At 31.3% G+C, this 24,666-nt stretch carries 28 protein-coding genes; 10 read left to right on the top strand and 18 right to left on the bottom strand.

Features of this window, described 5'->3' with window-relative positions; all coding sequences use genetic code 11:
* Positions 1–63 precede the first annotated feature (63 nt).
* From LX78_RS13180 to LX78_RS13220, 9 genes are all read right to left on the bottom strand, one after another.
* Complete coding sequence (locus LX78_RS13180; protein WP_109683243.1) at positions 64–468, bottom strand: hotdog fold thioesterase; 405 nt, start codon at positions 466–468, stop codon at positions 64–66.
* Positions 469–1,623, bottom strand: coding sequence for a 3-hydroxyacyl-CoA dehydrogenase NAD-binding domain-containing protein (locus LX78_RS13185; RefSeq protein WP_109683277.1), 1,155 nt, complete (start codon positions 1,621–1,623; stop codon positions 469–471).
* A gap of 1 nt (position 1,624) precedes the next feature.
* The gene (locus LX78_RS13190) at positions 1,625–2,410 is read right to left on the bottom strand and encodes an enoyl-CoA hydratase-related protein (RefSeq protein WP_109683245.1); all 786 of its coding nucleotides are present in this window, start codon (positions 2,408–2,410) and stop codon (positions 1,625–1,627) included.
* Positions 2,411–2,491: 81 nt separating this feature from the next.
* A complete protein-coding gene (paaD, locus tag LX78_RS13195; RefSeq protein ID WP_109683246.1) occupies positions 2,492–2,992 on the bottom strand; it encodes a 1,2-phenylacetyl-CoA epoxidase subunit PaaD in 501 nt (166 codons plus the stop codon).
* Positions 2,993–3,068: 76 nt separating this feature from the next.
* A complete protein-coding gene (gene paaC / locus LX78_RS13200; RefSeq protein WP_109683248.1) occupies positions 3,069–3,824 on the bottom strand; it encodes a 1,2-phenylacetyl-CoA epoxidase subunit PaaC in 756 nt (251 codons plus the stop codon).
* 92 nt (positions 3,825–3,916) lie between these two features.
* Entirely contained in the window at positions 3,917–4,201 is a 285-nt protein-coding gene (gene paaB / locus LX78_RS13205) for a 1,2-phenylacetyl-CoA epoxidase subunit PaaB (protein ID WP_109683250.1), read from the bottom strand.
* Positions 4,202–4,212: 11 nt separating this feature from the next.
* On the bottom strand, positions 4,213–5,169 hold the full coding sequence (gene paaA / locus LX78_RS13210; protein ID WP_109683251.1) for a 1,2-phenylacetyl-CoA epoxidase subunit PaaA: 957 nt from the start codon (positions 5,167–5,169) through the stop codon (positions 4,213–4,215).
* 124 nt (positions 5,170–5,293) lie between these two features.
* Positions 5,294–6,367, bottom strand: a complete 1,074-nt coding sequence (locus LX78_RS13215; RefSeq protein WP_109683278.1) for a 2Fe-2S iron-sulfur cluster-binding protein — start codon at positions 6,365–6,367, stop codon at positions 5,294–5,296.
* A 67-nt stretch (positions 6,368–6,434) separates the two neighbouring features.
* Positions 6,435–7,004 carry a TetR/AcrR family transcriptional regulator gene (locus LX78_RS13220; RefSeq protein ID WP_109683252.1) on the bottom strand — a complete coding sequence of 190 codons (570 nt, stop codon included), beginning with the start codon at positions 7,002–7,004 and terminating at the stop codon, positions 6,435–6,437.
* A 179-nt stretch (positions 7,005–7,183) separates the two neighbouring features.
* Between LX78_RS13220 and LX78_RS13225 the strand changes: the two genes are divergently transcribed.
* On the top strand, positions 7,184–7,489 hold the full coding sequence (locus LX78_RS13225; RefSeq protein WP_109683253.1) for a rhodanese-like domain-containing protein: 306 nt from the start codon (positions 7,184–7,186) through the stop codon (positions 7,487–7,489).
* On the opposite strand, the gene LX78_RS13230 is transcribed toward LX78_RS13225, so the two are convergent.
* The 7 genes from LX78_RS13230 to alaS all read right to left on the bottom strand — a co-directional run bounded on the left by LX78_RS13230 (position 7,484) and on the right by alaS (position 15,600).
* Entirely contained in the window at positions 7,484–8,098 is a 615-nt protein-coding gene (locus LX78_RS13230) for a DUF4230 domain-containing protein (RefSeq protein WP_109683254.1), read from the bottom strand. The two genes, LX78_RS13225 and LX78_RS13230, sit on opposite strands and share 6 nt — an antisense overlap.
* 47 nt (positions 8,099–8,145) lie before the next feature.
* A complete protein-coding gene (locus LX78_RS13235) occupies positions 8,146–8,796 on the bottom strand; it encodes a response regulator (RefSeq protein ID WP_109683255.1) in 651 nt (216 codons plus the stop codon).
* A gap of 55 nt (positions 8,797–8,851) precedes the next feature.
* Positions 8,852–10,807, bottom strand: coding sequence for a tetratricopeptide repeat-containing sensor histidine kinase (locus LX78_RS13240; protein WP_109683256.1), 1,956 nt, complete (start codon positions 10,805–10,807; stop codon positions 8,852–8,854).
* A 4-nt stretch (positions 10,808–10,811) separates the two neighbouring features.
* The gene (locus tag LX78_RS13245) at positions 10,812–11,021 is read right to left on the bottom strand and encodes a hypothetical protein (RefSeq protein ID WP_109683257.1); all 210 of its coding nucleotides are present in this window, start codon (positions 11,019–11,021) and stop codon (positions 10,812–10,814) included.
* Positions 11,022–11,385: 364 nt separating this feature from the next.
* Complete coding sequence (locus LX78_RS13250) at positions 11,386–11,916, bottom strand: DUF6252 family protein (RefSeq protein WP_109683258.1); 531 nt, start codon at positions 11,914–11,916, stop codon at positions 11,386–11,388.
* A gap of 114 nt (positions 11,917–12,030) precedes the next feature.
* Positions 12,031–12,981, bottom strand: coding sequence for a GSCFA domain-containing protein (locus tag LX78_RS13255; RefSeq protein ID WP_109683259.1), 951 nt, complete (start codon positions 12,979–12,981; stop codon positions 12,031–12,033).
* A 3-nt stretch (positions 12,982–12,984) separates the two neighbouring features.
* On the bottom strand, positions 12,985–15,600 hold the full coding sequence (gene alaS / locus LX78_RS13260; protein ID WP_109683260.1) for an alanine--tRNA ligase: 2,616 nt from the start codon (positions 15,598–15,600) through the stop codon (positions 12,985–12,987).
* A 231-nt stretch (positions 15,601–15,831) separates the two neighbouring features.
* Between alaS and LX78_RS13265 the strand changes: the two genes are divergently transcribed.
* Genes LX78_RS13265 through LX78_RS13285 form a run of 5 tightly spaced genes read left to right on the top strand, consistent with a single transcriptional unit; the run spans position 15,832 to position 19,041 of the window.
* Complete coding sequence (locus LX78_RS13265; RefSeq protein WP_109683261.1) at positions 15,832–16,803, top strand: M23 family metallopeptidase; 972 nt, start codon at positions 15,832–15,834, stop codon at positions 16,801–16,803.
* The gene (locus tag LX78_RS13270) at positions 16,803–17,132 is read left to right on the top strand and encodes a MerR family transcriptional regulator (RefSeq protein ID WP_109683262.1); all 330 of its coding nucleotides are present in this window, start codon (positions 16,803–16,805) and stop codon (positions 17,130–17,132) included. Before LX78_RS13265 ends, LX78_RS13270 begins: the two co-directional genes overlap by 1 nt.
* Positions 17,133–17,189: 57 nt before the next feature.
* Complete coding sequence (locus tag LX78_RS13275) at positions 17,190–17,789, top strand: LemA family protein (RefSeq protein ID WP_109683263.1); 600 nt, start codon at positions 17,190–17,192, stop codon at positions 17,787–17,789.
* 5 nt (positions 17,790–17,794) lie between these two features.
* Positions 17,795–18,232 carry a TPM domain-containing protein gene (locus LX78_RS13280; protein WP_109683264.1) on the top strand — a complete coding sequence of 146 codons (438 nt, stop codon included), beginning with the start codon at positions 17,795–17,797 and terminating at the stop codon, positions 18,230–18,232.
* Complete coding sequence (locus LX78_RS13285; RefSeq protein ID WP_109683265.1) at positions 18,232–19,041, top strand: TPM domain-containing protein; 810 nt, start codon at positions 18,232–18,234, stop codon at positions 19,039–19,041. The genes LX78_RS13280 and LX78_RS13285 overlap by 1 nt, the downstream gene beginning before the upstream one ends.
* Before the next feature lie 75 nt (positions 19,042–19,116).
* On the opposite strand, the gene der is transcribed toward LX78_RS13285, so the two are convergent.
* Positions 19,117–20,424, bottom strand: coding sequence for a ribosome biogenesis GTPase Der (gene der, locus LX78_RS13290; protein ID WP_109683266.1), 1,308 nt, complete (start codon positions 20,422–20,424; stop codon positions 19,117–19,119).
* Between the two features lie 82 nt (positions 20,425–20,506).
* On the opposite strand from der, the gene LX78_RS13295 reads away from it, so the two are divergent.
* Positions 20,507–21,238, top strand: coding sequence for an SIMPL domain-containing protein (locus tag LX78_RS13295; RefSeq protein WP_109683267.1), 732 nt, complete (start codon positions 20,507–20,509; stop codon positions 21,236–21,238).
* A 13-nt stretch (positions 21,239–21,251) separates the two neighbouring features.
* On the top strand, positions 21,252–21,764 hold the full coding sequence (locus LX78_RS13300) for a GTP-binding protein (RefSeq protein ID WP_109683268.1): 513 nt from the start codon (positions 21,252–21,254) through the stop codon (positions 21,762–21,764).
* Here LX78_RS13300 and era read toward each other — a convergent pair.
* Positions 21,761–22,636, bottom strand: coding sequence for a GTPase Era (era, locus tag LX78_RS13305; RefSeq protein WP_109683269.1), 876 nt, complete (start codon positions 22,634–22,636; stop codon positions 21,761–21,763). The genes LX78_RS13300 and era overlap by 4 nt on opposite strands.
* 226 nt (positions 22,637–22,862) lie before the next feature.
* Between era and LX78_RS13310 the strand changes: the two genes are divergently transcribed.
* Positions 22,863–23,486, top strand: coding sequence for a hypothetical protein (locus LX78_RS13310; protein ID WP_109683270.1), 624 nt, complete (start codon positions 22,863–22,865; stop codon positions 23,484–23,486).
* Positions 23,486–24,601 carry a BamA/TamA family outer membrane protein gene (locus tag LX78_RS13315; protein WP_109683271.1) on the top strand — a complete coding sequence of 372 codons (1,116 nt, stop codon included), beginning with the start codon at positions 23,486–23,488 and terminating at the stop codon, positions 24,599–24,601. The genes LX78_RS13310 and LX78_RS13315 overlap by 1 nt, the downstream gene beginning before the upstream one ends.
* Positions 24,602–24,666 lie beyond the last annotated feature (65 nt).

Genomic DNA, 24,666 nt, shown 5'->3' on the forward strand with positions numbered 1-24,666 from the left:
TGACATTCCGTTTCAATTTAAAATTTTATTTCTAATTATGAGATTCCTGCATTCGCAGGAATTTTATTCCCATTCTTTTTGAGTACGATAAACCACACCTTTAAAAAGAGCTACTAATTCATCGCCACGTTTGACTTCTATTATGTTAAAGCCTAGTTTATTTTTTACGTTTTCTATAACTGATTCTGCTACTAAATAATCACCTTCATTTAGAGCTTCAATATGATTAATGCTGGTTTCAATTGATACTGCATATTTACCATGAGTATTTGCTGCAAAACCAAAGGCAGTATCTGCTAAAGAATAGCTAACTCCACCATGAGCTTTACTCATACTATTTAGCATGTCTTTCCGTATAGTCATAGCCACTTTACAGCGACCAATTTCACATTCTAATATCTCGATACCTAACCATTGACTGAAGGCATCCTGACTTAACATTTTATGAGGAATAGCTTCTCCCTTCATTTAAAAGAATGTTTTATTTTCTTTATTCATTTTGCGCAATAAGGGACTACAGCGATATCTATCTTCATGATATTCACTGTATAATTCGTCTAATTTTTGCACACACCAATCGATGCCTTTTTCATCTGCCCAAGCCAATAACCCTTTAGGATAATTTACACCTTTGGTCATGGCATTGTCAATATCATCTGCTGAAGCAATGTTTAAGAACAATGCATCTGCAGCTTCATTAATTAACATGACTAAAACGCGATCAAATATTTGTTGTGCTAATACTTTATCTTCATTTGGAACTGGTTTAGTTGCTCCTTGAGAATAATTATAATAGCCTTTTCCAGATTTTCGCCCTAAATATCCAGCTTCTGCAAAACGCTTTTGTGTGAATGCAGGCTTATATCTTGGATCGAAATAGAAAGCAGTAAATACAGTTTCTGTAACTGTATAATTGACGTCGTTTCCAATAAAATCCATCAATTCAAATGGACCCATTCTAAAACCTCCAAGAGTTTTTAAACTCCAATCTATAGTAGCAAAATCAGCAATTCCTTCTTCATAAATACGCAAAGATTCACCATAAAAAGGTCTTGCTACTCTATTAACAATAAATCCTGGAGTATCTTTTGCTACTGCAACAACCTTTTTCCAATCGGAAATAGTTTTAACCGATTTTTCTAAAACTTCTTTAGATGTTTGAATAGCAGGAATAACCTCTACCAATTTCATTAAAGGAGCTGGATTGAAAAAATGAATTCCAACACATCGTTCAGGTTTATTCAATGATGCTGCAATTGAGGCAATTGATAAACTTGACGTGTTTGAAGCAATAATACAATCATCAGACACATAACTTTCTAATTCTGAAAAGACCTTTTTCTTAATATCTAGATTTTCGATTATAGCTTCTATGGTTAAGTTAGAATCTGCCAAATCCTTTAAATTATCTACATAAGAAATGTTGTTTTGAATTCTATTTTTTTCGACAACATCTATTCTTCCTTTTTCAATGAGTCTATTCAATATTTTTTCTAACGCAACTTTTGCTTTATCTAAAGCAGCTTGATTCGTATCGAATAATTTTACAAGACAACCTGAAGTAGCAGCTACTTGTGCAATACCACTTCCCATTGTTCCACTACCTATGATTCCAACATTCATATTATCTTCCTTTGAAATTTGGTTTTCTTTTTTCAATAAATGCAGCTACACCTTCTCTATAATCTTCACTTTGGGCTGCTTCTATTTGAAATTTTGATTCTAAAGCTAATTGGGATTCTAAATCATTAGTCATAGATTGATTAAACAATTCTTTAATCATACCTAGTGCTTTAGTTGGCATATTAGCCAATTTTAAAGCAAGTTTTTCAACCTCATCTTCAAAACTTTCAAAAGGAATCATTTTGTAAATCATTCCTAATCGTTCTGCTTCTTCAGCAGATACTTTATCACCTAACATAGCTAATGCTAGTGCTTTTTGAAAACCTATTAACCTAGGTAAAAAGAATGTTCCAGCACTATCAGGAACTAAACCAATTAAGCTAAATGCTTGAATGAAACTCACCTTTTCATGAGCAACAACAATATCGCAAGCCAAAGCAATATTGGCTCCTGCTCCAGCAGCTACTCCATTTATTGCGCCAATGATTGGCTTTTTAATGCTTCGAATTCTTGTAATTATAGGATTGTAGTGCTCTTCGAGTATTTTTTTAAATCCTGGATTTAAATCAGGATCTGTTACTTCTTTTAAGTCTTGTCCAGCACAGAATGCTTTACCGTTTCCAGAAAGAACAATTGCTCTTACAGCATTATTAGATTCGCAATCGTCTAAAATAGATTGCAGTTGTAACGCCATTTCACGATTAAAACTATTAAATACTTCTGGTCTGTTGAGCGTGATGTACGCTACATTTTGTTCAATTTTTAATAGAATTGAATTATTACTCATACCTTATTTTTATTTGTCATTTCGAGGACGAAGGATGTGGTAATCTTAATAATAGATTCTTCGCTTCTCTCTGAATGACATTTATTTTAAACATTTAAAATAATCGAACGGTTCTTGACAGTCATCACATTTAAATAATGCTTTGCAAGCTGTTGAACCAAACTGACTTACTAATTTTGTATTTGTTGAACCACATTGTGGACATTTGACCAATCGTTTTCCATGAAGCAATACATCTTTATCTGCTTCAGCATCTAAAGGTGCTGCTATTCCGTAATCTTCCAATGCTTTTCGTCCTCTAGGTGTAATCCAATCTGTTGTCCAAGCTGGAGCCAGAATCAATTTAATTTCTGATTGATATCCAGCATCTTTTAATGCTTTCTTTATATCATCTCCAATCACATCCATAGCTGGACAACCACTATATGTTGGTGTGATTTGAACTTTTACAATGTTATTTTCAAAAACAGCAGATCGAACAACTCCCATATCAATTATTGATAATACTGGAATTTCAGGATCTGATACTCTTTCCAGAATTGGGATTAGAGTTTTATCTATATGTTGTTTTTCTGTTACCATTTAGTTTGTTCTCGATACAATTTTCTTTGATTTCGACAAGCTCAATCTAACAGAAAATCATTCGAAATGATGTTTATTACCATTCCATATTAGGATAAGCACGTTGCATATATTGTAATTCAGCTAGCAAATAACCCATGTGTTCTGTATGAATACCTTGTTTACCTCCTTTTTGGAAATATTTAGATTCTGGAACTTCAAGTGTTGCTTCCTGTAAAATTTCAGAAACTTTTGTATAATAGGTGTCCTTTAGTTTTGTAACATCTACTCCAACACCTGCTTTAACCATAGCTTTATCGGCATCTGTTAAATGAAATAACTCATCTGTATAGGTCCATAAATCATCAATAGCATTTTGCATTTTAGAATGACTTTCTTCCGTTCCATCTCCTAATCGTTTTATCCAATCTGTTGAAAATCGCAAGTGATAACTCACTTCTTTAATTGATTTTGTAGCAATTGCTGATAAGGTTAAATCTTGACTTTTTTGCAATTCTTGCAAAAACATATAATGATACATATCAAACAAAAAATGACGTGTCATGATATAAGCAAAATCTGTATTTGGTTGTTCAACTAAAAGTACATTTACATACTCACGTTCTTTACGCAACATAGCAATATCATCCTCCGTTCTATTATCTCCTGCAATTTTAGCTGCATATTGATAGTAACTTCTAACCTGTCCGAATAAATCCAAAGATATATTTGTACAGGCAATATCTGTTTCTAAACTTGGTCCATGACCACATAATTCTCCCATGCGTTGTCCAAGAATAAGGCTGTTATCTGCGATGCCTATAATGTATTTATATAAATTTTCGTGTTTCATCATTTTTATTTAAAGACCTCTCGACTGCGCTCGAGGTGACAATTAGTAATGAATTAATGAGATTCCGAAACAAGTTCGGAATAACACAATCGCTACATATGTTTTATCTCGTCAGGTAAATTATAAAACGTTGGGTGACGATATACCTTATCTTGAGCTGGTTCAAATAGTTCTCCATTATGCTCTGGATTTGAAGCTGTAATATGCTTTGATTCTACAACCCAAATACTTACACCTTCATTTCTTCTTGTATAGACATCGCGTGCATTTTCTAATGCCATATCTGCATCTGCAGCATGTAGGCTTCCAAAATGACGATGTTCTAATCCGTTTTTACTTCTTACGAAGACTTCCCAAAGTGGCCAGTTTTTTTTCATAATTATTAAATTTAAACCGCTTGTTTTTCTTTTCTTTCTTGTTGTTTTTCAGCATAAGCCATTGCTGCATCTCTAACCCATGCTCCTTCTTCCCATGCATTAACTCTAGCTTTCATACGCTCTTTATTGCAAGGTCCATGACCTTTTACAACTTGCCAAAACTCGTCCCAATCAATTGGTCCAAAATCATAGCCTTTTTTATCTTCATTCCATTTTAAATCTGGATCAGGAATTGTTAACCCAATTAATTCCGCTTGTGGAACTGTTTGATCTACAAACTGCTGACGTAAATCATCATTTGTTTTACGCTTCAATTTCCATTTCATGGATTGTGCTGTATGTGGTGATTCGTCATCTTTAGGACCAAACATCATTAATGATGGCCACCAAAAACGATTCAAAGCATCTTGAGCCATGTCTTTTTGCTCTTGCGTTCCTTCTGAAAGTTTCAACATAATTTCATAACCTTGTCGTTGATGAAAACTTTCTTCCTTACAAATTCTAACCATTGCTCTAGCATAAGGACCATAAGACGTACCACATAATGCTACTTGATTAATAATTGCTGCTCCATCTACTAGCCAACCAATGGCTCCCATATCTGCCCAAGTAAGTGCTGGATAGTTAAAAATAGATGAATACTTTGCTTTTCCAGAATGCAATTGTTCAAACATTTCGTCACGCGATATGCCTAAAGTTTCAGCAGCACTATATAAATACAAACCATGACCACCTTCATCCTGCACTTTCGCTAATAAGGCAACTTTTCGTCTTAACGAAGGCGCTCTTGTAATCCAATTTCCTTCAGGCAACATACCAACAATTTCTGAATGCGCATGCTGTGATATCTGTCTAATATGTGTTTGACGATACTTTTCTGGCATCCAATCTTTTGGTTCAATTTTATCATCACGAACGATACGTGCTTCAAATTGCTCTTCTAAATTTTTTATTTGTTCTTCACTCATTTTATTTGTTATTAGTGAATAGTTCTATATTATTGAGATTCCTCGTCTTTCCTCTGAATTGCAAATCTCTTTTATTAATGTTATTCTAAAACAAGTTTAGAATAACGGTTTTTTTGCAATTATATCACACATCAAAGTCTACAACAACCTTGTCTGTTGTTGGAACTGCTTGGCAGCTCAATACGAAGTCTTGTTTCACTTCATGATCTTCTAATGCATAATTGACTTTCATTTCTACTTCACCTTCCTTGACTTTACATTTACAAGTGCTGCATACACCACCTTTACATGCAAATGGCAAATCGGCTCCAGCACCTAATGCAGCATCTAGAATATTATCGTATTCTTTAGTCATGGTAAAGAAAAATTCTTTCCCACCATCTATAATGGTAACTTGTGTACCCTCTACATTTTGTTTTGCTAAACGTTCTGCTCGTTTGATATCTTCTTCTGATAGTCCTGTAACAAACAATTCGAAATGAATTAATTCTTTTGGCAATCCTGCTTCTATAAGATAATTACTCACGTAATTAACCATCTGCTCTGGACCACAAAGAAAGACTTCGCTAGTATCTGGGATATCAATGAAGGTTTTTGTGAGAACTTTCATTTTTTCATCGTCAAATCTTCCATTAAAAAGATCAATATCACGACGTTCTGTAGTTAAGAAGTAATAGATTTCCAACCTTCCAAAATAGGTGTTTCTTAATTGTTCTAACTCTTCTTTAAAGATAATTGATTTTGCTGTCTTATTAACATAAAATAATTTACAAGTTGAGCTTGGCTCTGCTGCCAAGTGTGTTTTAATCATTGACAAAACTGGTGTAATTCCACTTCCTGCTGCAAAGAATAAATAATTTTTTGCTTTGTTTGTATTTACAGAAACTCCAAATGTTCCACTTGGCGCCATTACCTCAATCTCGTCTCCAGATTTTAAATGCTCATTAACATAAGTGGAAAATTTTCCACCTGGAATTTGTTTTACAGCTACTTTCCACTGGTTATCTAACGGACTCGAGCAAAGCGAATAAGAACGACGAACATCTTCGCCTTTAATGTCTGCTTTTAAAGTTAAATGTTGCCCTTGTCTGAATTTAAAATCTTTTTGAAATTCTTGAGGAACTGAGAAATCAATAACCGAACAATCATTGGTTTCTTTATAAATATCTTGAATTTTCAGCTTATAAAATTTAGCCATATTTATTGTATAATATTTAACTAACACTTGTTAGTTTGCTTGACAAAATTACGAAAATAAATTGAAATTATTTGTTAATTCCATTAATTAAGACATGACTCAAGTTGTTAGATAATTCTTCTGAATTTAAATCTTCTTTTTTTGGAATCCATATATATAATGATCTTAAGGTTGATAGCATTGAAAAAAGCATAACCTCAACATCTGAATTTGCAATTTCATTTTTTTTAATTCCTTCTTTAAGAATTTTTCTAAACTCATTTTCATAATTAGAACGAAGTTTTAAATAATAAGGCAATTGTTCTTCCAGATGCATCCAATCATTATTTAATGATGCCATTCCGTAGGTATTTTGACTTGTTATTGAAATATGTAAGCTTACAATTTTCTTTAATTTTTCAATACTTGAAAAGTTTGACGATTTTATAAACTCCATCCCTTGCGTAAACTCTTCAGCTAATGATATAATGATTTCCTTAAGGATTTCTTGCTTGGAACTTATATGGTTATATAAGCTTGCAGCTTTAATTCCCATAGCTGTTGCAATATCTCTCATAGTTACAGCACTATAACCTTTCTCCTTAAAAAGTTTGGCTGCCGTATTAATAATTTCGTCTTTACGAGATTCTTCTTTCATGTATTTTTATCTATTGCCTTCTAACAGTAACTGAACACCCTTACCTTCATACTTAGGTAATAAAAACTTTTAACAAGGATGTTTTATAATTGAGGTTGAAGATAATCAAAAAAATAAGTTGTAACTCTTGTTACATTTATTTTGAAAAAAAATAAAGTACTTTGTAAAAAAATAAAATTATGGGATTATTAGATTTTCTAACAGGAAATAAAAGTGATAAAATAAAAGATTTTCAATCTAGAAAAGCAATTATTATTGATGTAAGAACTAAATCAGAATTTAGCCAAGGTGCTATTCCAGGTTCTAAAAATATTCCTCTGCAAGTTTTAAATAGTAAGATTAATGAGATTAAAAAACTAAACAGACCTGTTATTGCTTGTTGTGCAAGTGGTATGCGTTCTGCTAGTGCTACTTCTGTATTAAAAAATAATGGTATTGAAGCTATTAATGGTGGAGGATGGAGTAGTTTAAGTAATAAACTATAGTTTCAAGCCCTGTAATTCTTCTATGTTATTAATAGGATTTTGATTGTATTTAAGTGTCCAACCTAGAGAATTAGTTAGAATATAAAACTTAGACAATTCGCTGATTAATCTATTTTCAGCATTTAGTATTAAGTCTGATTTTTGAAGTTTTTTAAGTAATGATTTTTTTATTGTTTCTTTAATATCATTATAATCTTTGGCTTCAAAAGGATTAAAAAAATCTGCCTGAACATCATAATATTCTAAATCTGGATTTATTTTAATTTCTTCTTTAGGGATATTTAAAATGGTAAGTGTTTTTGAAGTTTCATCTATTTCAAATTCTATTTTGCTTAAATCGTAAGCAATATAAACATCAGCATTAACAACCACTAATGCTTTTTTATCTGAAGTAAAATAGTCTCCTAAAATTTCTTTTGAATTCTTATAATTAAAAACTTCACTAAAATGACCTTCGGTAACAATTAGTTTTCCTACATTTTTAATTTGTTCTTGAATTAAAGCTGTGCTTTCTTTAAGAACCATTTTATCTTCTTGTTTATCTTCACAATATTTGAAGGTAAAAAGTACAACTAACGTAATAATAACACCAAATAGAATTTTTCGCATACCTAAAAATAGACAAAAAATTATAGATAAACTCTTTTACTCTAATTTTAAATTAAATTGTTCTTTTTGGCTTTTTGAAGTGCTTCAATCTTGTTATGGACTTGAAGTTTGTTGTAAATATTTTCTATATGCTTTCTAACGGTTCCGGTTGAAAGTATTAAGTTTTGGGCAATAGCATTGTAACTTAAGCCTTTGCTTAAATGCTCTAAAACTTCTATTTCTCTAGTTGTTAATTTAATATCTTCCTGCTCCTGTTTGTTTTCAATATTTAACGGATTTCGAAGTAGTTTTAAGGTTTTTAAGGCTATGGAAGGATTCATGGCTGCACCTCCATTAAGAGTTTCTAAAATACCATCGTGCAAATCTTGAGCATTGATTTCTTTTAATAAATAGCCATCTGCTCCAGCTTTAATAGAATTAAAAATGTTTTCATCGTTATCGAAAACAGTTAGCATAATAATTTTAATATGTGGATATTTTTGTTTAATAATTTCTGTAGTTTCAATACCATTTAAAACAGGCATCTCAATATCCATTAAAATTAAATCTAAGTTATGATTATCCTCTAGCTTAATTAATAAATCTGATCCATTAATTGCTGAAAACTTTAAATTCAAATCATCGAAAAAAGACAGCTTTTCTTTTACTGCAGTAATAAGGAATGAATTATCGTCTACTATAGCTATTTTAATATTCATGATGATTAATTTTTACTAAAATAACCAAATAAAAGGTTACTTGAAATACGATAAATTACGTATTAATTAATTTAAACACTCTAATGGTTGTTCCTTTATTAATAGTAGATTTAATTTCGAATTCAGATTCTAATTCGTGAGCACGTTTTTTCATGTTATTTAAACCATTTCCATACTCAATTTTTGAAACATCGAACCCAGCTCCATTATCTGTTACAGTCATTTGAAAAACACCTTCATTAAGTGAGAAATCGACATCTATTTGTGTAGCATCAGCATATTTTAATGCGTTATTAATTGCCTCTTGAATAATTCTATATATGTTCATACCTTGAACGGAAGTAAATACTTTACTATTCTTTAACTTATCATCTATAGTAAAATTAAAAGCAATATTATCTGATGCTTTATCTGCTTTTTCAATAAAATTTGAAATTCTAGCTTGTAAATCTTCAAACGAAATTTCGCTTTTATTCATAGCCCAAATAGTATCTCTTAACTCGTAAATGGTTGATGTAGTAAACTCACTAATATACTTTAGCTTATCGTTTAAGTTATCTGGCAGTTTAAAACCATATTTTAAATTATCTAAAGACGAAATAATAAAGGTTAATTGCGCTCCAATATTATCGTGTAAATCTCTACTTATCCTTAAACGTTGGTCTTGTAACTTATTCTGGGTTTCAATTTTTACTAAAGCTTCTTTTAATTCACTTTCTTTTTTAAGTTGTCTGTTTTTTAGTTTTTGTTGATTGTAAACTAAAAATCCAAGTAAAGATAATACGACTGCTAAACCAACTAACCCTAATATAAAACTATTTTTCTGACTTAAATCGCGTTCTTTTTCTGCAATTTCTGCACGTTGTGTAAGAATTTGTTTCTCTCTTTCATTAGCATTATATTTTTCTTGAACCTCAGCAACTTCCTTGGTAATACGATTATTAAAAATAGAATCTTCAATTTGTTTATACTTATTTTGATAGAATTTTACGCTATCACTTTCTTTATTGTAAGCAAAATAATAAGACAAATTATTGTAACCATTAACACGAAGTTCATTAGCTTTATATTGTTCTGCAAGTACTATTCCTTCATCTAAATATTTCTTTGCAATTTTATATTCTCCAATTTTTAAATACAAATCACCTAAATTTAAAGAAGAACTAGCAATTCCATGATTATCTTTAATTTCCCTTCTAATTAATAAAGATTTGAGCGTGTAATCTATTGCTTCTGGTATTTGCCCAGTACTAGATAAAAATGAGCCATAATTATTATACAAAGCTCCTAATTCATTATTCAAATTATTTGCTATAGCAACATCAATTCCTTGTTTAAAATATTTTATACTATTTATTGTATCATGCATATGCAAATACGCATTAGCAATGTTATTATATGAACGTGTTAATAAGGGATAGTCTTCAATCTCCTTTGCTGTTTCTGTTATTTCTAAATGCGTTTTAAGTGCTTTGTCATATTGCTTTAATCCTCTATAAATATTTGCAATATTTCCTTTTAAAGCACTTGCATATTTTAAGTGGTTTTTCTGTTCGTAAATTTCTAAAGCTTTGGTATTATATACTATAGCAGAATCTAGTTGGAACGTATTTTGATAACAAAGTCCAATTTTATTGTAAACACTTGCTATACCTAGAGTATCTTGTAATTTCTTTCTTATTTTTAAAGCTAAATTATATTCTTGCATAGCTTGTCCATAATCTGCTAAGCCGTAATAAAGTATTCCAATGTCGTTATGAGCTTGAGCTTCTCCAACTTGGTTATTAGTTTTTTGGGATAGTTTTAATGCAAGATTACCGTAAGTAAATGCAGAGTCTGTTGATATAGTTCTATAATACCAACATAAATCACTATATGCTTTTATTTTTAATGAATCGGATGGGTTTTTTGAAAGTTCAATTTTCAAACTATCAATTATTTTTACTGGATTTTGAGAAATCCCATATGTACTAAGAAACAGGCTTATGAGAATGAGTAATAATTTCTTCATATAATTAATTGTAATGCTCTTCTAATATACTCTTTTTTGTTAACAGGAGCTCTTTTGTTATTTCAAATAATTTATTGAATAATGACAAATTATAATTTTCTAAATAAGCACTTTTTTGAATAAATTGTTCCTGTTTCTGCTTTTCATAAGTCATTTGTTTTAACAGATTTAGATTGTTTTCTTGAGACATTTTAGCGTCGTATTTTGTAGCCATTATAGTTTTAATACTTAACAATAACAAAACACTAATAAGTATATATAAAATCGAAGAAAAAAGAAGATTAAGATCCATAACCAAATGCTTTATTAAGATTTATAAAAGCATGCTACTATTTCAATTTGAAACAAAAAAAAACATCAAACTCAATCCCTCAAAAGATAGATATTGCTTGATGCTTTTTTATAAAATTGATTAATAGCATAATAAAAATACAACTTAAAGGTTTATCGTTATTATTTTTTCGACAAACAGATATTTAAAAAAGATTAAGCGTAATAACCTACCTATACTACGCTTAATCAACTTATCTCAACAACTAAATAAAAATGTTGAGTCATTTCAAATCGAATTAAACGATTTAAAATATTTGTTTTGAAAGGTTAAAAGCGCCTTCAGTAACGTTTTTAGTAGAATCGTCGTTGCTGTTTTTCCCTGTAAAATTAAAAGTCCCTTTTATGTTAGAATCTGTTTCTTCTGAAATTTTAATTTCACCTATTACTCCCGAGTCTTGAAAAGGTGCAGACCAAGTTTGGGAATTTGCAGGATTACTTACATTAGGTTCTACATAAGAAGCAATTCTAAATACATTATCGTCGCTAATTTCATAAGTTCCAACACCATCATAACCATTAATAATCAAATTAATAGCTTGAGTTTGCGTGTTTCCTTGCATAGTTAGAGTAGTTTGACCTCCACCAGAAACTAAAGTTGCTGTAGATGTCATTTCTAACGATGTAAAAGAGTTTCCATTTATTTTTGCTGTAATAGTTCCTGAAGCAGCTCCACCTCCTCCTCCACCATCTCCTCCATCGTCATCGTCAGAGCAAGAAGTAAAGGTAATTAATGAAAAACACATTAATAATAAAGTGACATGTTTTAAAGTTTTCATTGTTGAAATATTTTAGGGTTAATAATATTCCAAAATTGCAATATAAAGACATGGTAATCAATACGAAGAATTACGTATATTTTGAAAAAAGACTAAAAATGAATTGAATAGAAGCTAAAAGGATATATGTGGAAAAACTGATTGAAGCTTTTCTTTTCTTTCCAAAAGCCTATGGATAAACTGGTTATGCGCTTCGGAATCTGGATTGAAAGGTTTATGTTGAAGACCTTTTTGAATAACATCCACTTCTTCCATTGTTTTATATGCTTCTAAATTTATCCAGACTTCCTTAAACTTCTCCCAAATATACTTGACAGCTATGTTATTAGGATGAATCATGTCTTCTGCATAAAAACGATAATCTCGAAGTTCGTCCATCATTATTTCGTAAGATGGAAAATAATGTAGATTTTTTTTATGCTCAACAACCTGATGAATAGCAGAAATTAAATGGGCTTTACTTTGAGTGTTTTCTATAAAGCCATCTTTTAAATGCCTTACTGGAGAAACTGTAAATATAATTGACACTGAACTATTAACACTTCTAATAAGAGCAACAATAGATTCAAGAGATTCAGAAATCTCATCTACCGAAAGCAGTTCTTTTAAAAATTTCTTTTGTGGCACTTTATGACAATTAGCAACAATAGTGTCTGTTTCAATAAACCTATACAACCAAGCAGTTCCTAAAGTAACAACAATATGTGATGAACTGTTTAGCTGTTTGGCAGTTAATTGAATTTGACTATTAAGTGTTTTTAATAGAGTGTCCTTATTTGTGTTACTTAGTTTAGAATGTGCGTTAAAACAATGCCATTGTTCATTTTGAAAAAAGACATCATCTTCTGAAAATTCTTTTTGGTTAATAGCATTTGTAATCAAGCTTTCTATTGCTATAGGATGAAATAAAATTCCAAAAGGATTCTGAAGATTTTGAAATTTAAAGTACTCTAAGTTATTACCTATATTCTCTACAAAACAAGACCCAATTAAAAGCAACCTAGAGTTGTAATCTATTTGATTATGCTGCTTCGATTCTAATGCTATTTTGGTTTGTAATTTCAAATTTTATTTTAAATAATCTTTTGCTGCTTTCAATGCTTCCTCAATACCTTCTGGGTTTTTTCCTCCAGCAGTTGCAAAGAAAGGTTGTCCTCCTCCACCTCCTTGAATGTGTTTTCCTAATTCTCTTACTATTTGCCCAGCATTTAATCCTTTTTCGGAAACTAATTCTTTCGAGATGTAACAAGACAACAATGCTTTCCCATCGTTTTCTGCTCCAAATAACAAGAATAAATTATTATACTGACTGCCTAATTCAAAACAAACATCTTTAATTCCAGCAGCATCTAAATCTAATTTTTTTGCTAAAAACTGAATACCATTTATTTCGGTTAATTCAGTTTTAAGATCGCCTTTTACATTTTTAGCTTTCTCTTTTAATAAGGCTTCAATTTGTTTTTTAAGATCAACATTTTCTTCTTGAAGTCCTTGTAAAGCTTTTACAGGTTCTTTAGCATTATTTAGCATGCTCTTTAATTCTGTAAACGCTTTGTTACTATCTTCAAAATAGTCTTTTACAGCATCGTTTGTAATAGCTTCTATTCTACGTATTCCTGCTGCAACTGCACCTTCAGACACAATTTTAAAATACCAAATATCGCCAGTATTCTTAACATGAGTTCCTCCACAAAGTTCGATTGATTTTCCAAAGCGAATGGCACGAACTGTATCTCCATATTTTTCACCAAAAAGTGCCATAGCTCCTTCTTCTAGTGCCTGTTCCATTGGAATGTTTCTTTTTTCTTGAAGAGCTAGTTTTCCTGCAATTCTTGCATTTACAAAACTTTCTACATCTCGTAATTCTTCTGAAGTTAATTTTGAAAAATGTGAAAAATCGAAACGTAAATATTTTGAATGAACAGCAGAACCTTTCTGCTCTACATGATCGCCTAACACTTCTCTTAAAGCTTGATGCAACAAGTGTGTTGCAGTATGGTTACACTCGGTTCTGTAACGTTGTTTAGCATCTACCGAAGCTGTGAAAATTTCATCTAAATTTTTAGGTAAATTTTTAGCAAAGTGAATGATAATGTTGTTTTCCTTTTTTGTATCTAAAATATATACAATGTCTCCATGCATATCTTCTAGATACCCTTTATCTCCAACTTGCCCTCCACCTTCTGGATAAAAAGGAGTTAAATTAAAAACCAACTGATACATTTCGCCATCTTTTTTAGAAACTACTTTTCTGTATCTCGTAATTTTAACTTTGGTCTCTAGCATGTCGTAACCAACAAATTCCTGAACTGAATCTTCATTAATTATAGTCCAATCTTCAGTACTCATTTCACTAGCAGCACGAGAACGGTCTTTTTGCTTTTTCATCTCGACATGAAAGCCAGCTTCATCTAATTGCAAGCCTTTTTCACGAAGAATTAATGCTGTTAAATCTATTGGAAACCCAAAAGTATCATAAAGTTCGAAAGCTTTTTCACCAGAAATAACATCCGATTTTTCTTCTTCAACAATTCTATTAAGCAACACCAAGCCTTGATCTAACGTTCTTAAAAAGGATTGTTCTTCTTCTCTAATTACATTCTCAATTAGTTGTTTTTGAGCTTTAAGCTCTGGAAAAGCTACACCCATTTTCTTGGTCAATACGTCTACTAATCTATAGATAAATGGTTCTTTCTGATCTAAAAAAGTAAAACTATATCGAATAGCACGACGTAAAATTCTACGAATAACATATCCTGCTCCTGTATTACTTGGCAATTGACCATCAGCAATTGAAAAAGCAACTGCACGAACATGATCTGAAATAACACGAATTGCCACATCTATCTTTTCATCTTTTCCATATTCCTTATCTGCAATAGTTTCAATCTCTCTAATTATTGGTGTAAAAACATCTGTATCATAATTAGATTGTACACCTTGCAAAACCATACACAAACGTTCGAATCCCATTCCTGTATCGATGTGTTTGTTTGGTAAAATTTCTAGTGATCCATTAGCTTTACGGTTGTATTGCATGAATACTAGATTCCAGATTTCTACCACTTGTGGATGGTCCATATTAACTAAAGATTTTCCATCAACTTTAGCTTTTTCTTCAGCCGAACGAATATCTACATGGATTTCACTACAAGGACCACAAGGACCTTGGTCTCCCATTTCCCAGAAGTTATCTTTCTTATTTCCTAAAAGGATTCTGTCTTCAGGAATAAATTGTTTCCACAAATCGAAAGCTTCTTGATCCATCGATAATTTATCGGCATCATTACTTCCTTCAAAAACGGTTACATAAAGTATGTCTTTATCAATACCATAAACTTCTGTTAGTAATTCCCAAGCCCAAGCAATAGCTTCTTTTTTAAAGTAGTCTCCAAAACTCCAGTTTCCAAGCATTTCGAAAAGTGTATGATGATACGTATCATAACCTACCTCTTCTAAATCGTTGTGCTTTCCAGATACACGCAAACATTTTTGAGTATCTGCTATTCGGTTATTTTTTGGCACAGCATTACCTAAAAAATATTCTTTAAAAGGTGCCATTCCAGAATTTACAAACATTAATGTAGGATCGTCCTTTAACACCATTGGTGCAGATGCTACAATGCTATGTTTTTTATCTTTAAAAAAACTTAAAAATTTTGAGCGTACTTCTTGAGACTTCATCTATTTATTTTGAAAGCTTGTTTTTTGTTAAATTTTCTATAAAACGAAGCGATTTTTACAATTTCTCTACAAATCTATTTTAAATTTAGGATTGAGAGAAGCAACAACATCATTTTATCCTTTAGTTTTACTAAATTTACAATGAAAATAATTTGCAGGTTTGTTCGTTTTGAATACTAATTGATAAATCGTTTAATATTAATTACATGCAAAAATAGCATAAATTAGATAATGAGTAAGGTAAAATATTATTATGATTCAGATACGCTTTCATATAGAAAAATAGAGCGTAAAAAAAGAAGAACAGCAAAATACATTTCGTTGTTTTTATTAGCTTCTGCCTTATTTGCATTTTTATTTGTTTTTATAGCAAGTCAATACATAGAATCTCCTAGAGAAAAAGGCTTAAAGCATGAATTGCAAAATGCTCAATTACAGCTTGAATTATTAAACAAAAAAATGGACGAAACTGAAACTGTTTTAGCAAGTATTGCTGAAAGAGACAACAATATATATCGCTTATATTTTGAAGCAAATCCTATTCCAGACGAACAAAGAAAAGCTGGTTTTGGAGGTATTAATCGTTACAAAAACTTAGAAGGTTTCGACAATTCTAAATTAATTATTGAAAGTAATAAACGCATAGATCAACTACAGAAACAGATTGTAGTGCAATCTAAATCCCTTGATGAAATAACTAAATTAGCTGAAGAAAAAGAAAAATTATTAACTGCAATTCCTGCTATACAACCTGTAAAAAATGAAGATTTAACTAGAATGGCATCAGGTTATGGCATGAGAACTGACCCATTTACTAAGGTTAGAAAAATGCATTGGGGAATGGATTTTACTGCAGCAAGAGGAACACCAATTTATGCAACTGGAGATGGTGTTGTAGAACGTGCAGATAATGGAGCTGCAGGCTATGGAAACCACGTTAGAATAGATCATGGTTATGGTTATGTAAGTTTGTATGCACATTTGTATAAATACAATGTTAGAAAAAATCAGAAAGTTAAACGAGGTGACATTATAGGTTTTGTTGGAAGTACAGGTCGATCTGAAGCTCCACACTTACATTACGAAATCTTCAAAGATGACCAACGTATTAATCCTATTAATTTCTACTATGGAAGTTTATCTGCTGAAGAATTTAACACATTACTTGAGCGAGCTTCCTTAGAAAACCAATCTTTAGACTAATGCATATAGAACTACCAGAAAAAAGATATTACAGTATTGGCGAAGTCGCTAAGGCTTTCAATGTAAACACGTCATTAATTCGGTTTTGGGAAAAAGAATTCGATGCTCTTAAGCCAAAGAAAAATGCAAAAGGAAATAGAAAGTTTACTCCAGAAGACATTAAAAATCTGAAATTTATCTATCATCTTGTAAAAGAACGTGGATTTACTTTAGATGGTGCAAAGACTCATCTTAAAGAAGAGAAAAAAAAATCTCTTAGCAATTTTGAAATTATTAGCAAATTAGAAGATATCAAATCGCAGCTAATTAAAATTAAAGATCAGTTGTAACATTTTTACAACTTTAACAACTAATAAGCAAACACTAACACTTAAAAACAATACATCATGAAAAAATGGTTAATTCCTGTAATAATAATTGCCGTAATTGGTTTTGGTATTTACAATTGGGCTGTAAGTTTTAATAATACTGCAGTAGAATATGAAGCTGATGCTAAAACAGCTTGGTCTGACGTTGAAAGCTCATACCAACGTAGAAATGATCTAATTGGTAATTTAGTAAAAACTGTACAAGGAGCTGCAGATTTTGAGAGAACAACTTTAAGAGAGGTTATTGAGGCACGAGCAAAAGCTACCTCAACAACCATTGATGTAGGTAATCTAACAGCTGAAAATATGGCTCAATTTCAACAAGCGCAATCGGGTTTAAGTGGTGCTCTTTCTAAATTACTAGTATCTGTTGAACGTTATCCAGAACTTAAAGCTAATCAGAATTTTCTTGAACTCCAATCTCAATTAGAAGGCACTGAAAACCGTATAAATGTTGCTAGAGATCGTTATAACGAAAAAGTAAATATTTACGATAAACACATCAAAGTATTCCCAGGAAAATTATTAGCTGGATTATTTGGTTTTGAAGAAATGCCTCGCTATAAAGCAGATCCAGGAAGCGAAAACGCACCTGATGTCGATTTTGAATTCGAATAAAAGTTATGTCTAAAATTGAAGATTTTTTAAGTATTACTGAAGAACAGGAAATTGTTCATGCTATTAGAATTGCAGAACAAAATACGTCTGGAGAAATTCGTGTACATCTTGAAAAATCTTCAAAAATTGATGCTTTTAATCGTGCTAAAGATGTGTTTCATTTATTAAAAATGGACAACACCAAGCAACAAAATGGAGTGCTTATTTATGTTGCTGTAGAAGACAAAACATTTGTTATTTACGGAGATAAAGGCATTAACGATATAGTTGGCAAAGATTTCTGGGATTCAACAAGAGATACCATTTTAGCTCAATTTAAGAAAGGAAATTTCAAACAAGGACTAATAGATGGTATTTTAAAAGCTGGAGAAGCTTTAGAGAAAAACTTTCCTTGGCATCATACTGATACTAACGAATTGAGAAACGACATATCTAAAGGCTAATGATATTTTTGAAAAAAATTTCATATATAATTACATTGTTGTTTTGCGTGACATTTGCGCAAAATAGCTATGCTCAATTTGATATTCCAGAAATACCAAAAGAACAAACAAGTGTTTACGATTATATTTCATTATTATCAGCTTCTGAGAAAAGTAATTTAGAAGAAAATCTTATTCGGTATTCAGATACCACGTCTACACAAATTGTGGTTGTAATTATTTCTTCAACTAATGGCGAAAACATTAATTATCTAGGAGCTCAATGGGGACAAAAATGGGGAATAGGTCAAGCGAATGAAGACAATGGAGTTTTAGTTATACTAGCTAAGGACGATAGAAAAATAGCTATCAATACAGGATATGGAGTCGAGCATTTATTAACCGATGCCATGTCTAAACGTATTATTGAACGAGATATCATACCTTACTTTAAACAAAATGATTATCCTGGAGGACTAAATCGAGGAACAGAAGCCATATTTGAAGTCTTAACTGGCGAATATCAAGGTTCTAGAAAATCTTCTAATGATTCTGGGTTTCCCATTGGTGTTATTTTTTTCCTAATTATTGTATTCATTATCATTTTAATTTCAATTTCAAAAAACCGAAGAGGTGGTCCTGGAAACAACTCTGGAGGAGGCTTTAGCATACTTGACGCCATTATATTAAGCAATATGGGACGAGGTAGCTATGGAGGCTCTTCAGGTGGTTTTGGAAGCTCATCTGGTGGAGGATTCTCTGGAGGTGGTTTTGGAGGAGGCTTTGGAGGTGGCGGTTTTGGAGGTGGTGGTGCTTCTGGTGGCTGGTAAAAAAACACTTTATGAAACTAACAAAAAAAGGCTCTACATCATGTAGAGCCTTTTTTTGATATACTGAGTTTTTATTTACTTTTTACGCATATACACACTAATTGGGACACCATTGAAATTAAAATGTTCACGTAGTTTATTTTCAAGAAAACGTTTGTAAGGTTCTCTTACATATTGAGGTAAATTACAGAAAAATGCAAATTGAGGTTGTGGTGTTGGCAATTGCATAATGTATTTTATCTTAACAAATTTCCCTTTGTAAGCTGGAGGAGGATTATGTTCTATAATTGGCAATAAAACATCGTTAAGCACGCTTGTTTTAATCTTTTTAGTTCTGTTCTTATATACTTCAACTGCAGTTTCTATAGCTTTAAAGATACGCTGTTTATTAAGTACAGATATAAAAACAATAGGAACATCTGTAAATGGTTCTATTTCTTTTCTAATAAGACGTTCATATTCTTTAATAGAATTATTTCCTTTATCTTCAACAAGATCCCATTTGTTTACAAGAATTACAATTCCTTTCCTATTACGTTGTGCTAACCAGAAGATGTTTTGAACTTGGCCATCAAATCCACGAGTAGCATCCATAACAATTAAACACACATCACAATGCTCGATAGCTCGAACACTTCGCATAACAGAATAAAATTCTAAATCGTCTTTAACTTTAGCTTTTCTTCTAATTCCTGCTGTATCCACCAAATTAAATTCGAAACCAAAACGGTTGTATTTAGTATCTATAGAATCTCTTGTAGTTCCAGCAATATCAGTAACTATATATCTATCTTCTCCAATAAGTGCATTGATAAACGACGATTTTCCTGCATTTGGTCTCCCAACCACTGCAAATCTTGGCAATTCTGCTTCTTCTACATTTTCTTTTTCTGGTAATGCTTCAACAAGTGCATCTAACAAATCTCCTGTTCCACTACCATTAATACTTGCAATGGTAAAATAATCGCCTAAACCAAGAGAGTAAAACTCAACTGCATCTTCAGCTCTTTTAGCATTATCTACTTTATTAACCACTAAAAAAACAGGTTTTTTTACTTTTCGAAGTAAGGTTGCAACATCTTCGTCCATTCCAGTAACTCCAGATTCTACGTCTACCATAAAAATAATAGCATCTGCTTCATCTATTGCTAATTCTACTTGTTTATCAATTTCAGCTTCAAATATATCGTCACTTCCTTTAACATATCCACCAGTATCAATTAGCGAAAATTCCTTTCCGTTCCAGTCACTTTTCCCGTAATGTCTATCTCTGGTTACGCCACTTGTAGCATCAACAATAGCTTCTCTTCGTTGTATTAAACGATTAAAAAAAGTCGATTTCCCAACATTTGGTCTTCCTACAATAGCAACTATGTTACTCATTTTAAATAAATTTTGGTGCAAATATAATGATATGCTTATGATTTCGTTGTATTTTGTATCGTTCAAAATAATTTTTATAAAAATGAAAAAAAACATTGCTGCCATTATTTTTTCCTTAGCAATAGTATTTGCTGCCTATTTACTAGGAAATGCCTTTATGAATAGAAACCAAACCGATGGAACTATTTCGGTAACTGGCTTGGGTAAAACTAACTTTACTTCAGATTTAATTGTCTGGGAAGGCTCTTTTTCCAAAGAAAGTTTTAATCTACAAGAAGCGTATAGCGACCTAGAAAAAGACAAGAAAATTATTACGGAATATCTACTTTCCAAAGGAATCACTGAAAAAGAATTAGTTTTCAATGCTGTTAATAGCAGAAAAAATACTCGTGGAAAATACAATAACGATGGCCAGTATATTGGAGAAGAGTTTTTAGGATACGTTTTAACTCAATCTTTACAAGTTGATTCTAACGATGTTGAAAAGGTAGAATCTGTTTCTAGAGAAATTACCGAGCTTTTAAATAAAGGCATTCAATTTTATTCTCAATCTCCTAGATACTATTACACAAAATTAGCCGATTTAAAAATTGAAATGATTTCCAAAGCCACTTCAGATGCTAGAATTAGAGCAGAAATGATTGCTGAAAACTCAGGTGGAAATTTAGGCGAATTAATTTCGGCCAAAATGGGTATTTTCCAAATTACTGGACAGAATTCAGACGAAGACTATTCTTGGGGAGGAACGTTTAACACAGAATCTAAAGAAAAAACAGCGTCTATAACTATGAAACTAGATTATAAAGTAAAATAATTTCAAACTATTTATGTCTAACTCCTCTACACTGAATGAAGTGGTTTTAAGACCACGTTTCGATTTCGAAAAAAATAACAATAATGAAGAATTACTAACATTATTCGACAAAGCAAAAAATGACCAATCAGATTTTATTGTCTCCAGAATAGATAACCATGTGTTTTTAAAATTACCAAAAAGTAAACAACATTTTTGGTCGCCACAATTACATCTGGAAATAGATGAAATAGATGGAAATACAAGTAGAATTCATGGTTTATTTGGACCGAATCCTACCGTTTGGACCATGTTTATGTTTTTTCACTTTTTAGTTGTCTGTCTATTCTTAGGATTTGGAGCTTGGGCTTATTCTAACTGGTCTCTAGAATCTTCTTATGCCATACAATTAAGTCTAATGCTCTTTATGGTTATTCTTTGGTTTATATTATATTTTGTTGGAAGATTAGGTAAAAAAGCTGGAATGGACGAGATGTATCTCCTACATGGTTTTATGAGAGATACATTAAGAGGAACTGAATTCTAGTTATATCCAAAACGCTTTAATTGTCTTTGGTCGTTTCTCCAGTTTTTATTCACTTTTACATATAGCTCTAAGTGTACTTGTTTACCAAAAAATTTTTCTAAATCTTTTCTAGCTTCAACACCTACTCTTTTTAAAGCCGAACCTTTGTGTCCAATAATAATTCCTTTTTGAGTATCTCTTTCAACCATAATTACAGAACGCATTCTAATAATGTTTTCTTCTTCAAAAAACTCTTCAGTATCAATTTCAACAGCATAAGGAATTTCCTTTTTGTAGTGCATTAATATTTTTTCACGTATGGTTTCGTTTACAAAAAAACGTTCTGGTTTATCTGTTAATTGGTCTTTTGGATAAAAAGGTGGCGACTCTGGAAGCAACTCTATAATTCTATTAAACACCTCTTTTACCTGAAAACCTTCTAAAGCAGAAATAGCAAAAATCTCTGCATTTGGAACTTTTATAGCCCAACTTTGTACTTGTTCTTCTAATTGTTCTTGATCAGATTTATCTATTTTATTCAATAACAATAACACAGGTATTTTTGAGCTTGTAATCTTATTAAAAAAGGCTTCGTCTTTTAATTCTTTTTCGCCAATTTCAACCATATAAATTAAAACATCAGCATCATCGAAAGCCGATTTTACAAAATCCATCATCGATTCTTGTAATTGATACGCTGGCTTAATAATTCCAGGTGTGTCTGATAAAATCATCTGAAAATCTTCACCATTTACAATCCCTAAAATTCTATGACGCGTCGTTTGAGCTTTAGATGTAATAATAGAAAGTTTCTCGCCTACAAAAGCATTCATTAATGTCGATTTACCAACGTTTGGATTTCCAATAATATTTACAAAACCAGCTTTATGCATTACCTATTTTAATTTTGCACAAAGATAACCTTAATATTTTTAAATCCTCAAGCATTATACAGTTGGACTATATATCTTTTAGCTGTTTAATTTTATTATAGGTTTTTTTTTATACTTTCGTAGCAGAATACCAAACCCTTAATAATAAGAATATCTTTCCGTGATAAACAAATCCATTTTAGTAGTTTTTTTAATTGCATTTTTTTATGCATCTACTCCAATTTGCATGGCACAAGAAACCGAAAAAGATACTACTAAAAATGAATCTGTTACACCTTTTAGAAAAGGAAGATGGATAACTGGTCTAACAGGATTTATAGGTTCAGGTTCTACAGAAAACACAAATACAAAAACCAAATCCATAAGCAATCAATATCGAATTGAATTAAATACAGGTAAATTTATTAAAGACCGAATAAACCTTGGACTTTCTGCCAATATGGAACGTAGTAATATTGAAGAAAGTGATGTTGAAGTACTTACTTCCGAATCTTTTTTTATTGGACCAAAAGGAACTTATTATGCATCTGGTAGTAGTATTGGTTCTATATTTTTTAGTTTATCTCCAGGTTATGCCTTATACAGAGATAAAGCTGGAAGTGTAGTAGATAATGTTTATATAGAGAATGTTAATAAAGGTGGTGGTTTTGGATTCCTTTTTACATTTGGTTTTGCCTATGTTATAGATGACCGTGTGTCTTTCGATTTAGGATTAAATTACAATGTATATTGGTTGAATTTAGATCAAGAAAGTAATACAGGACAAGATTTAGGGTCAGATTCTTACGAGTTAAGTAATTTGTCATTCTCTTTTGGATTTAAAATATTATTAGATAGCAAGCCTCTTTAATGAAAAAAACAGTCTTCTTCATATTAATCTGCTTATTTATTATCCCAAATAGTTTTGGGCAGAATAAAGACGATGTTATTAAATCTGACACAATAAATAAAAAAAACAAAAAAATTCAATTAGTAGCTTTTCCTATTGTTTTTTACACACCAGAAACAAGTTTTGGTTTTGGAGCTGGAGGACAAATATTTTTATTAAATCAGAAAAACATCTATAACGACCGTGTCTCTAATGTGTTTGTAGATTTTATAATGACTTCCAAAAAGCAATTTATCTTAGATGTCATTCCTCAAATTTATTTTGGGAAAGGAGATTATTTCTTAGACATGAATTTTAAATGGAAGATTTTTCCAAACGATTTCTGGGGAATTGGTAATACTACACCAAATAGTAATTTAGAGTCATATGACATGACATCGCAAATACTGAAAGTAAGCTTTCTTAAAAGATTACCTCCAGACTTAAATTTTGGCTTTGAATATATTTATGAAAACCACGATGTAACAAAAGTAGAAGAAGGTGGTCTTTTAAGTACTGGTGAAATTTTAGGAAGCGATGGAGCAGTTATTAGTGGTTTTGGAATTATTTTCAATTTAGACTCCAGAAACAACGTTGGCTCTCCTACGTCTGGACATTTACTTAAAATGAATGCCCAATTTTCAAGCGAACTTTTTGGAGCTACCGAAACGTACAATAAATTTATTGCAGATCTTAGAACCTATCAAAAAATTAGTAATAAAAGTATTGTAGCGCTTCAATTATTATATGAAGGGAATTATGGAAATGCACCATTTCAGGGTTTAGCTTGGTATGGTGGTGGCAATAAAACACGTGGTTACTACCAAGGCAGATATATAGATAACAGTTTATACCTAATTCAAGCAGAGTATAGATATCGATTTAAACCACGATTTGCTTTAGCTGGATTTGGACTATTTGGGAAGGTTGCAAGTGATCAAAAGCAATTATTTAGTCTTAACGATTTAAAACCAAGTGCTGGTGGTGGCCTAAGGTTCAAACTATTAAAGAATCAAGACACTTGGGTTAGACTTGATGCTGGTATAGGTATAGATGGAAGTAGTGGTATTTATTTTGGTGTTAATGAAGCTTTTTAATTACATACTAAAAAATAGTTTTATTTAGTTTTACTGTTTTTTGAATTAATTTAGAAATGCAAACA

It is taken from the genome of Xanthomarina spongicola (assembly GCF_003148645.1).
Classification (GTDB): Bacteria; Bacteroidota; Bacteroidia; order Flavobacteriales; family Flavobacteriaceae; genus Xanthomarina; species Xanthomarina spongicola.

Bases quoted from the DNA above. Each gene is read 5' to 3' on its own strand.
- paaA (WP_109683251.1), bottom strand. From the start codon at position 5,169: ATGAGTGAAGAACAAATAAAAAATTTAGAAGAGCAATTTGAAGCACGT.
- paaD (WP_109683246.1), bottom strand. From the start codon at position 2,992: ATGGTAACAGAAAAACAACATATAGATAAAACTCTAATCCCAATTCTG.
- LX78_RS13240 (WP_109683256.1), bottom strand. From the start codon at position 10,807: ATGAAGAAATTATTACTCATTCTCATAAGCCTGTTTCTTAGTACATAT.
- LX78_RS13300 (WP_109683268.1), top strand. From the start codon at position 21,252: ATGTCTAACTCCTCTACACTGAATGAAGTGGTTTTAAGACCACGTTTC.
- LX78_RS13230 (WP_109683254.1), bottom strand. From the start codon at position 8,098: ATGCGAAAAATTCTATTTGGTGTTATTATTACGTTAGTTGTACTTTTT.
- LX78_RS13285 (WP_109683265.1), top strand. From the start codon at position 18,232: ATGATATTTTTGAAAAAAATTTCATATATAATTACATTGTTGTTTTGC.
- paaC (WP_109683248.1), bottom strand. From the start codon at position 3,824: ATGAAACACGAAAATTTATATAAATACATTATAGGCATCGCAGATAAC.
- LX78_RS13220 (WP_109683252.1), bottom strand. From the start codon at position 7,004: ATGAAAGAAGAATCTCGTAAAGACGAAATTATTAATACGGCAGCCAAA.
- LX78_RS13265 (WP_109683261.1), top strand. From the start codon at position 15,832: ATGAGTAAGGTAAAATATTATTATGATTCAGATACGCTTTCATATAGA.
- LX78_RS13270 (WP_109683262.1), top strand. From the start codon at position 16,803: ATGCATATAGAACTACCAGAAAAAAGATATTACAGTATTGGCGAAGTC.
- era (WP_109683269.1), bottom strand. From the start codon at position 22,636: ATGCATAAAGCTGGTTTTGTAAATATTATTGGAAATCCAAACGTTGGT.
- LX78_RS13180 (WP_109683243.1), bottom strand. From the start codon at position 468: ATGAAGGGAGAAGCTATTCCTCATAAAATGTTAAGTCAGGATGCCTTC.
- paaB (WP_109683250.1), bottom strand. From the start codon at position 4,201: ATGAAAAAAAACTGGCCACTTTGGGAAGTCTTCGTAAGAAGTAAAAAC.
- LX78_RS13280 (WP_109683264.1), top strand. From the start codon at position 17,795: ATGTCTAAAATTGAAGATTTTTTAAGTATTACTGAAGAACAGGAAATT.
- alaS (WP_109683260.1), bottom strand. From the start codon at position 15,600: ATGAAGTCTCAAGAAGTACGCTCAAAATTTTTAAGTTTTTTTAAAGAT.
- LX78_RS13215 (WP_109683278.1), bottom strand. From the start codon at position 6,367: ATGGCTAAATTTTATAAGCTGAAAATTCAAGATATTTATAAAGAAACC.
- der (WP_109683266.1), bottom strand. From the start codon at position 20,424: ATGAGTAACATAGTTGCTATTGTAGGAAGACCAAATGTTGGGAAATCG.
- LX78_RS13245 (WP_109683257.1), bottom strand. From the start codon at position 11,021: ATGGCTACAAAATACGACGCTAAAATGTCTCAAGAAAACAATCTAAAT.
- LX78_RS13185 (WP_109683277.1), bottom strand. From the start codon at position 1,623: ATGAATGTTGGAATCATAGGTAGTGGAACAATGGGAAGTGGTATTGCA.
- LX78_RS13235 (WP_109683255.1), bottom strand. From the start codon at position 8,796: ATGAATATTAAAATAGCTATAGTAGACGATAATTCATTCCTTATTACT.
- LX78_RS13225 (WP_109683253.1), top strand. From the start codon at position 7,184: ATGGGATTATTAGATTTTCTAACAGGAAATAAAAGTGATAAAATAAAA.
- LX78_RS13310 (WP_109683270.1), top strand. From the start codon at position 22,863: ATGGCACAAGAAACCGAAAAAGATACTACTAAAAATGAATCTGTTACA.
- LX78_RS13295 (WP_109683267.1), top strand. From the start codon at position 20,507: ATGAAAAAAAACATTGCTGCCATTATTTTTTCCTTAGCAATAGTATTT.
- LX78_RS13250 (WP_109683258.1), bottom strand. From the start codon at position 11,916: ATGAAAACTTTAAAACATGTCACTTTATTATTAATGTGTTTTTCATTA.
- LX78_RS13190 (WP_109683245.1), bottom strand. From the start codon at position 2,410: ATGAGTAATAATTCAATTCTATTAAAAATTGAACAAAATGTAGCGTAC.
- LX78_RS13275 (WP_109683263.1), top strand. From the start codon at position 17,190: ATGAAAAAATGGTTAATTCCTGTAATAATAATTGCCGTAATTGGTTTT.
- LX78_RS13315 (WP_109683271.1), top strand. From the start codon at position 23,486: ATGAAAAAAACAGTCTTCTTCATATTAATCTGCTTATTTATTATCCCA.